General features: G+C 32.8%; 4 protein-coding genes and 1 tRNA gene. All 5 read left to right on the top strand.

Annotation, left to right across the window (positions count from 1 at the left end; all coding sequences use genetic code 11):
• Nucleotides 1-2721: isopeptide-forming domain-containing fimbrial protein (locus M2475_RS11050; protein WP_277491573.1), on the top strand; the 2721-nt coding region annotated here is incomplete at its 5' end.
• Nucleotides 2722-2793: 72 nt separating this feature from the next.
• Nucleotides 2794-3180, top strand: a complete 387-nt coding sequence (locus tag M2475_RS11045; protein WP_277491572.1) for a hypothetical protein — start codon at nt 2794-2796, stop codon at nt 3178-3180.
• A gap of 95 nt (nt 3181-3275) precedes the next feature.
• Complete coding sequence (locus tag M2475_RS11040) at nt 3276-5318, top strand: leucine-rich repeat domain-containing protein (protein WP_277491571.1); 2043 nt, start codon at nt 3276-3278, stop codon at nt 5316-5318.
• 87 nt (nt 5319-5405) lie between these two features.
• Nucleotides 5406-5491 (top strand) — tRNA-Leu (locus tag M2475_RS11035).
• 302 nt (nt 5492-5793) lie between these two features.
• A complete protein-coding gene (locus M2475_RS11030) occupies nt 5794-8439 on the top strand; it encodes a prolyl oligopeptidase family serine peptidase (protein ID WP_277491570.1) in 2646 nt (881 codons plus the stop codon).
• Nucleotides 8440-8575: the final 136 nt, after the last annotated feature.

Raw genomic sequence — 8575 nt, 5'->3', positions numbered from 1 at the left:
ACAGTATTACCACATGTAGATAACCCAAGAGGAAACTCAGTAAGTATCAAAGTGGGAAGTTCAATGAGAACAGCAACTGTTCAAGAATTAATTGATGGAATCACAATTCCAGAAATTAAAGGTAACGAAACGGTAACGATTGTATTCAAGGTAAAAGTAAAAGCAGACTTAGATGTAACTACTGTAAAAGAAATTGTGAATAAAGTAGTAGTTAATGGTACAGATACTGAAACGAAGATTCCAACAGGAACGACAGATTTGAGCACAAGCAAAACAGTAAGTGATGCAAGTGGCGATAATATTGCTGCTCCTGGAGAAGAATTGACGTATGTGATTACTGCTAAGAACAATGGTTCAGCAGAATCAGAAGAATTAACACTAAAAGATGAATTAACAAATGTGTTAGGAAATGTAGACGAGAGTGCGGCAAGCATCGTAGTAACAGTGAAGAGTGACAAGGATGCAGCTAAGAATAGAACAGTAAGTGGAAGTGAGTTAGTAACAGGATTGAAATACAAGTTACAAGCAAATGAAACACTGACATTGACATTCAAAGTAACCGTAAAAGCAGATTTAGACACAACAAAAGTAACAAAGATTGCAAATACAGCAACAATAGGTGATCAAAGTCCAACAATTGAAATTCCAACTGGAATATCACAAATTTCTTCAACAAAAACAGTAAGTGATGCAAACAATGATAAATATGCATCACCAGGTGAAGAATTAATGTATACGATCACTGCTACTAATAATGGTACAGTAACATCAGATACAGTCACAATTAAAGATACAATGGCTTTGGCACTGCCTCATGTTAATGAAGAAGCAGCAGCTATTGTTGTAACTGTTACTAGTAATAAAGATGCAACTAAAAATGCAACCGTAACAGGAGCACAATTGGCTGCAGGATTGAATTACAAACTATTAGCAGGAGAAACAATTGCCGTTTCATTTAAGGTAACTGTGAAAAATGATTTGGACGTTAGTAAAGTAAAAGAAATTGCAAATACAGCAACTATTGGAGATACAACGCCAAGTATTACAATTCCGACTGGTAAATCTGATATTTCTTCAACAAAAACAGTAAAAGAAGAAAACAATGATGGATTAGCATCACCAGGAGAAAAATTAACATATACAATTACTGGAACAAACAACGGTTCTGTTACAGCTAAAGATGTTACCTTCAAGGATGAATTAACTGGATTGCTTGGTAATATTGCAGAAAGTAAAGAATCAATTGTAGTAAAAGTATCTAGTAATAAAGATTCTGGTAAAAACACTTCACTTACTGGAACAGAGTTAGTAAATGGAATTACTTATAATTTATTAGCTGAAGAAACGGTAACGATTACATTTACAGTAACTGTAAGTGATAATTTGGATACAGATACAGTTAAGAATTTAGCTAATAAAGCACTTGTTGGAGGAACTACTCCTGAAATTGTAATACCAACAGGAAGTTCAAAATTATCGTCATCTAAGACAGTAAGTGATGCAAGTGGTGATGGCTTTGCTTCTCCATCAGAGAAGTTAAGATATGTTATCACAGTATCAAATACAGGTTCAGTAGGTGCAAATAATGTAGAAGTTAAAGATGAAATGACGTCTTTAATTGATAACATTAATGAATTACCACAAGATATTAATGTACAAGTAAGAAGTACAAAAGATAGTAGTAAAAATGGAGCTGTAAGTGGTAAACAGTTGAGAGAAGGATTAGCTTATAATTTAGCAAGTAATGAAACTATCACATTGACATTCGAAGTAACAGTAAAAGATGATTTGGATGTTGAAAAAGTGAAGAAAATTGCTAATAAAGCAACGGTTTCAGGAACAACAGATCCAGAAGTAGAAATTGAAACAGGGGAAGCAGATTTATATGCTTCAAAAGTAGTAACTGATGAAAATGGAGATGGATTTGTAAGCAAAGCTGAAAAGCTTACTTATATCCTTACTGCTAAAAACGGTGGTAGTGTAGAAATGAAAGATGTATTTGTTCAAGATAAATTGGATAAAGTATTACCATACATTGAAGAAAATGCATCACAAATCCAAGTAAAAGTTAGCAGTGATTTGGATAGTAGTAAAGATAAATTAATTGATGCAAATGAATTAATTAATGGATTAAGCTTTACGATTGAAGCAAATGAAACAATTACCATTGAATTTGTGGTTACAGCAGCTTCTGATATTGATGAAGATGCTATCGGCTCAATTGCAAATAAAGCAACAGTAGGTGATCAAAACCCTGAGGCAAACATTGATGTCGAAAAAAATCTCTATAGAATTTACTATCATGGAAATGGATACGAAGGTGAAGGCTTACCAGTTGATGAAGTTCAATATGTAACAACAGATGCAGTCTTAATTCGTGGTTTCATGACAAGAAGTTTCTCATTAGATACATTTGTTGAATGGAATACAAGCCCTGATGGAACTGGAAAAGCTTATAAAGTAGGAGATTCAACAAACTTCAATGAATTTAAATCACTTGGTCTTGTAAGTGCAGAAAGAAGTGTAACGCTATATGCAATCTGGAAAAAACAAGAAATTCCTCCAGTAATAACAAAACCAGCGGAAGCACCAAAGAGTCCATCTGCGCCTGCAACAGGTGATGTATTGAGAAATTATGGTTTAATTATTGGATTCTCAATCGTTATGCTATATGAATGGAAAAAACGTAGATATAGAAGATTCCAACAACGTAGCAAATAAGAATTGATTTTGTAGGAAGCATATCAATGGATATGTTTCCTACTCATTTTAAAAAATATAGGAGCAAAAATTATGAAAAAGAAAACAATTATTGGTGCAGTATTAGTAGTAGTTGTAGTATTAGCAGGCATATTAATAAAAACACAAATGGATAGTAACAGTACTTCAAAAGAAGAAGCACAAATGGAAAAAATGGCAAAAACATATTATGAAGATTATCTTTATGAATTGTTGGCAGCTGGTAAAGATGGAAAAGCTTTAAAAGAACTATTTTCTCAATATGAAAAAGAAGGTTTAAAGATTTCCATTGAAAATATTTCAAAAGTTTCTGAGATTAATGTGAAAAAACAAACAAAAGAAATTGGAAATACATGTGATAAGAAAAAAAATAGTATTACAATAACACCAAAAGCGCCATATGGTAAAACAGATTATAAAGTAAAAACAGTTTGTGAATAGTAGGCCTTTTAATAAATCCCAATACCAATAAGGGATATTTGTATTTATGAATAGTTTCTCTTTCATAATTTAAACGCACTTGAAAGGAGAATGCAATGAAAGTAAAGTTTATAGAAAAAAAGACAGTAGTGGTTTTATTACTTTTTATTTCTTTGGTAACGACGTTTACTTTGCATAATACTAATTATGCAGATGAACTACCTACCACTTCAAAGATTTCAGATATTTTTCCAGATGCAGCGCTAGCAAGCAAAGTAGCTACGCAATTAGGAAAGAATATCACAGATGAAGTAACACAAAATGAGTTAAATACGATTGTAACCTTAAACGCGGATAGTAGTAATATTCAAAGTATAGAAGGAATTCAATATTTGAATTATCTATCAAACTTTAGTTTAAGGGTTAACAAGGTTAGTGATATTTCAAAATTAAGTGGTCTTACACGATTGACAACACTTAATTTACAACAAAATAGTATTAGTGATATATCAGCATTATCAAGTTTGACGAATTTACAAACATTGACGATATCAGATAATAGTATTACAAATATAACACCAATCAGCACTTTGCCAAATCTAACAAGTTTAGATATGTCAAAGAATGTAGGTGCATCTATTGATCCATTGTCAGTAACAACAAGTCTTCAGACATTAAATGCAGATAGTGTAGGGACTAGTTCGATTCAAAGTTTAGGGAATTTGGTGAATTTGAATAGACTTAGTCTGAATGATAATCAAATTACAGATATTTCAATCTTATCAAATCTTAATAATTTGGAATATTTGTATTTAAATAGCAATCAAATTTCTAATATTAGTGCTATATCAGCATTGACGAATTTAAAAGAATTAAATATTGATCATAATGCTATTACGGATATTTCACCGGTCTCAAGTTTATCAGTATTGAGAAAATTAACGGTTTCAAGTAATCCGTTAACTTCAATTGAACCGGTTAGAGGATTATTATCATTGGTATTATTTGAATTTAATATTACTGGGGTAAGTGATATTTCACCAGTATCAGGTTTAACGAATTTAACTTATCTTTCTTTTGATAATAACACAAATAGAGTTAGTGATATTACACCAGTAGCAAATTTGCTTAATTTAGAAGATTTGCATTTCAATAACAATGCAGTTAGTAATTTAACACCACTTACAAATCATACGAAAATTAAAACGTTATGGATGAGTGGAAATCAAATTGTAGATTTGACGCCAATTAGAAATAATGTTGGTATTACATCGTTATATTTTGATCAAAATAGAGTTTCTGATATTAGTGTTCTTAGAAGTATGAATACAAGTAAATTAGGAATTTTGAATGGTGCTAATAATCAAATTACGGATATTAGTCCATTGTCGTCAATCACTAATGATTTTATTGCTACAGTACATTTTAGTAATCAAAGAGTTGTTTTAGATCCAACAGAGACCCAAGGAACAGCAGTCTCTACACCAAATGTAGCAATTGATTTGGATGGTTCACCAATGACTTCGTTTGAACCATTGACAGATGGTTCAATTACATCATCAAATCCAGTTTTGATAAATGGTACATACGATGCAGCTAAGACTTCATTTGTTTGGACAGATTTAAATGCAGAAACATACCATACAGGATATAAGCTTACAAAAAATGAGCCATTTCTTTGGGCAGAGTTAAAATATTCGCTTGTTGTAGAACAAGATATTACATTAAGAGCTCCATATAGAGTTACATATGAAGCAAATGGTGGAAATATTGGAATGCCTCCTGTTGATGATACAGCATATCTAAAAGGTGCTGATGCAATCGTGAAAGGACGAGATGCTCTTGGGCATGATAGTGCAACGTTTGTAGAATGGAATACAGAAGCAGATGGCAGTGGTGATAGTTATCAAGAAAATGATATATTAGCATCACTTCAAGGAGATGTTGTATTGTATGCAATCTGGGAACCAGATCCAATTATCATCCCTGAGCCAAAACCTGAACCAAAAGATGAAGTGATTGTGTTTGCTAAACCAAAACCTTCAATTGCAACAGGTGATTTCACGAACACAGAAATATTGTATACAATTTTAGGATTATCGGCAGGATTGATATTAGTTTTAAAAAGAAAAAAATCAATTGGAAACGATAAAGCATAGAATAATTTATAGATAGACCATTGACAAAGTTAATGGTCTTTTTTTGTTGTTTTCATTCAGATTTAAATCATGTATAATAAAGACAATGCTGGGGTGGTGGAATGGCAGACACGCTATCTTGAGGGGGTAGTGGACGAATGTCCGTGAGGGTTCAAGTCCCTTTCCCAGCACCATTGTTATATCAAAATAACATATGTTGAAAATATTTGTAAGCCCTTGCATACGAATATAGAATGTGATAAATTAAAAGTGTAACAGGATAGTGATTGTTATAGACAAGCTAAACCTATTTACAGAAAATATTTTTCTGTAAATAGGTTTTCTTTATGTTAGGAGGGATAGATGAGATAAAAATGAATTGTGTTTGTATAGTAAAAACCATGGTATTTTAGAGCATTAGATTATTGAGATAAGCATATACTGGTAATCATTTGTGATTATTAAAGAAAGTTAAGTAAATTAAAGGAGAAAAGAAATGAAAAAGAAATTAGGAATCATTAGTAGTATTTTCTTGCTTGTATGTACATGCTTTGTTATGGATACAAGTAATGTTAGTGCTGCTGAAACAGTATTTGCAGACAAAGTATTTCAATTAGATGGACAAGTATTTGACTATGGTCAAAATATAGTTTCCTTACGCTTTCAAGCGGATGGAGAAGTGGATCTAACAACCATTGATAAAGATACATTTCATGTTGTAGCGAGTGGTCGTGATCCAATTGATATTAATACGCTTGGGGAAGGAAATACAAGTTTTGGGGCGTTTGAAGATAAAACACGAAAAATTACCAATGTTCGTTTGGATGATAATGATTCTTCAACTATTATTATTGATATGGAATATGGTCAAAGTGTTGCAGAATCTGCTACTTTAACCTATGTTCATCCAGCTGGACGAAATTTGGATTTGATCTTAGATTATCAACTTACCCAAAATAAAGATTTTAATTTAAAAGATGGAAGTGTTATATCAAAAGCATCAACCTATAAGATGGGGGATGTTGTTGATGAAGAAGTGGATCGTTTTACTGCGATGCGCTCAACAAGTGGTATGAATTATCAAATGTATAAACCATCTATTAGTAGAAGTGAAAAACATCCTCTTGTGGTTTGGTTTCATGGGAATGGTGAAGGTGGAACAGGAACCTATCAAAACAATACATCACAGTTATTAGCAAATCGTGGTGGGGTTGCTTTTGCTTCTGATGAGATGCAACCACTCTTAGATTATCCATATGTGATTGCACCACAAGTAGATGATACTTGGTATAATAATTATTCAAATGGATACATTGATAAAGCAACGGAAATGGTTAAAGAGGTAGTTGCTGAAAATCCAAATATTGATACGACACGAATTTATATAGCTGGATGTTCAGCTGGTGGATATATGACATGGCATATGATGATTAATAATCCTAAGATGTTTGCAGCAGGAGTACCAATTTGTGCAGCAATTGATCTTGCACCACAGCGCGGTGGAGAGCCAACAACAGCCGAGCAAGTATTATCTTTAAAGGATGTACCAATATGGCTTGTACATAGCGCAGATGACCCTACTGTCAGTGTTGTAGAAAGTAGTCGATGGGCATATGATCTTTTGAAAGATTATGGTGCTATTTATACTGAATATACTGATGTAACAGTAGATGGAGCATCTTATAATGGACACTGGTCTTGGATTTATGCATTACGTAATATGCCAGAAAACAATGGTATAAAGTTGATGCAGTGGATGGGTTCTCAACAAAAAACAGAGAATATATTAAAAGGAAGTAGTGAGCGTTATGTTGTTGAAGGTTTCGATTGGGGACCAGCGACAACCAAAATAGTTTTAAAATTAGATCATGAAATAAAAGCAATTCATAAAGATAGTCTAGTTTTAAATGAAACAAAACAAAATGTATTCGGAACGGTTGAAACAACAAATAAAGTAATTCAAAATGCTTATTTAAGTGATGCCAATGGAAAGAAGAGTACTGTAGCAACATCTTCTTATATAACGATTGAACCACAAATTCATCCAGATACAGGAACATCACCATTTACATTTTTATTATCTTCTTTCTTAAATATTTATTCACAACCATACGAATTAGCAGTTACGATAAAATATGGTTCAGAAATAGAAGGGGTAGATAAAAATTATGATGTATTAGAAATCAATCCAACAGCGAATAACATAGATAAACCGCTTACGGATAAGTTTACAAAAGCAACATATACAGGAAAAGATATGAGTCTTAGCTATGCATCTTATGCACCAGCAAAAGATAATAAGAAAAATCCTCTTATTATTTGGCTACATGGAGCAGGAGAAGGTGGAAATGATCCAGAAATTATTTTGCTTGGAAATAAAGTGACCGCTCTTGTTGATGATGAAATACAGGACATTATGGATGGTGCATATGTATTAACACCTCAATCTCCAACAATGTGGATGGACGATGGAAGTGGAAATTATACAACAGATGGGACTTCAATGTATACAGAAGTACTGATGGAATTGATTGAAGATTATGTAGAGAAGCATCCAGATATTGATCCAAATAGAATATATATTGGTGGCTGTTCAAACGGTGGATATATGACAATGAATATGCTATTTAATTATCCAACTTATTTTGCAGCAGCATTTCCAATCTGTGAAGCATATACAGATGCTTGGATTAATGATAATATGATTACTCGTATCAAGGATATTCCAATGTGGTTTACACAATCTAAAGACGATACTACAGTGCCTGCCGATACACATATTGTGGCAACTTATCAAAGGCTTCAAAATGTTGGAGCAAAAGATATTCATTTATCTTTATTTGATACAGTTGTGGATACAAGTGGAAAGTATCAAAGTCTAACAAGAAAAGCATATCAATATAATGGGCATTGGTCTTGGGTTTATACATTAAACAATGAGTGTATCGATAATGATGAAACTATTTTCGCATGGCTAGCAAGACAGAGAAAAGCAGGTGGTACAAGTGATGATAAAAAGACAAGTACTACAACAAAAGCACCTTCAACAGGTAGTGGAAATCAAACAATGATGTTTACGTTACTTTGCCTTGGTAGTTTATTAACTTTTATAAGTATAAAAAGAAAGGCAAATAAAGAATAAAAACAATGAAAGAGTTGAATCTATAAATAAAGATTCAACTCTTTTTGGTGTGCTAGGCATGGCATATATCTAGTGGTGAAAGTCCACTGTGGGGGGTGTAGGCGCTAACCCGTAGCCGAAGACAAGGGTGTCCATC

Origin of the sequence: Breznakia sp. PF5-3, assembly GCF_029504745.1 — a bacterium.
Taxonomy (GTDB): Bacteria; Bacillota_I; Bacilli_A; order Erysipelotrichales; family Erysipelotrichaceae; genus Breznakia.
Note: the sequence above shows the minus strand (reverse complement) of the source record. Positions and strands in the feature narration are given on the sequence as shown.

Excerpts from the sequence above, each read along its gene's own strand:
- M2475_RS11045 (WP_277491572.1), top strand. The coding sequence starts at position 2,794 with ATGAAAAAGAAAACAATTATTGGTGCAGTATTAGTAGTAGTTGTAGTA.
- M2475_RS11040 (WP_277491571.1), top strand. The coding sequence starts at position 3,276 with ATGAAAGTAAAGTTTATAGAAAAAAAGACAGTAGTGGTTTTATTACTT.
- M2475_RS11030 (WP_277491570.1), top strand. The coding sequence starts at position 5,794 with ATGAAAAAGAAATTAGGAATCATTAGTAGTATTTTCTTGCTTGTATGT.